This window comes from Pseudomonas sp. WS 5021, from assembly GCF_012985535.1.
GTDB lineage: Bacteria > Pseudomonadota > Gammaproteobacteria > Pseudomonadales > Pseudomonadaceae > Aquipseudomonas.
This window is the reverse complement of the sequence record NZ_JAAQWP010000021.1, coordinates 1-1,231: the sequence shown is the minus strand read 5'-3', so window position 1 is coordinate 1,231 and position 1,231 is coordinate 1. Positions and strand designations below refer to the sequence as shown.

1 protein-coding gene is annotated in these 1,231 nt (G+C 53.2%); it reads right to left on the bottom strand.

Annotated features, from left to right (window positions below; genetic code table 11):
* Positions 1-18: 18 nt before the first annotated feature.
* Positions 19-1,169 (bottom strand): IS3 family transposase gene (locus tag HBO19_RS28320; protein ID WP_088500423.1). Its coding sequence is split into 2 segments (ribosomal slippage): positions 19-935 and positions 935-1,169, totalling 1,152 coding nucleotides; the frame shifts between segments, so codons are not numbered across the junction.
* Positions 1,170-1,231 lie beyond the last annotated feature (62 nt).

The window sequence follows — 1,231 nt, the reverse complement described above, 5'->3', positions numbered from 1 at the left end:
TGAATCGCCCCGGGTTTCCTAGACACTCTCCAGGCTCGCTGCGTAACGCTTTTCAAACTCTACCGGTGACAGCTGATTGTTGAAACTGTGGCGTCGTTTTGGGTTGTAAAACATCTCGATGTAATCGAACACATCATCCCGAGCATCCTGGCGTGTAGTGTAGATTTTACGCTTGATCCGCTCCCGCTTTAGCAGCTGGAAAAAGCTCTCCGCCACAGCGTTGTCGTGGCAGTTACCTCGACGACTCATGCTGGCTACCAGGTTGTTAGCTTTCAAGAAGCTTCGCCAGTCTGAGCTGCTGTACTGACTGCCTTGATCCGAGTGGATCATCACCTCTTGCTTCGGCTTACGTCTCCAAACCGCCATCAGCAGTGCATCAATGGCTACGTCGCTGGTCATCTGCGACTTCATTGACCAACCAATGATCTGGCGTGAAAACAGATCGAGCACCACGGCCAAATACAGCCAGCCTTCATATGTTCGGATGTAGGTAATGTCTGTGACCCAGACTTTGTTGGGTTCTCTGACATCGAATTGGCGCTTCAGTAAGTTCGGTGAGGCAACGGCTGGTTTACCGCCATATTTTCCCGGCCTCCGTCGATACCCAGTCTGAGAACGTAAACCTTCAAGGCGCATCAACCTAGCTACCCGGTGACGGCCACAGCTCTCACCAACCTCTCGCAGGTCATCATGGATCTTGCGATAGCCATAAACACCACCGCTTTCCAACCAGGAGTGTTTGATCAGTCCAAGCAGTCGCTGATCGTCCTTGGCTCGCGCAGATTTTGGTTCTGATAGCCACGCGTAGTAGCCGCTGGGATGAACCTTGAGCGTCAGGCAAAGCCGTCGAATCGCGTAATGACCCGCTTGCTGCTTAATAAAGGCGTACTTCAGCCGCACTCCTTGGCAAAGTACGCGGCGGCCTTTTTTAAGATGTCTCGCTCCTCCGTCACCCGTTTCAGCTCGGCCCGTAGACGACGAACCTCAGCGCTCTGATCATCCTCCTCAACGCGCTGTTCCTGGGGCTTGGTGTAGCGCTTAACCCAGGCATAGAGGCTGTGCACGGACACACCCAATCGTGCAGCCACCTCCGAGACAGGAAGCTTCTTTTCGGTCACTTGTTTGACCGCCTGGATTTTGAATTCTTCGGGATATCGCTGGTTGCTCATGGCACCTCCTAATGGGCCTCATTTTAAGGCTTGGAGGTGTCTACGAAACTAGGGGCGATTCA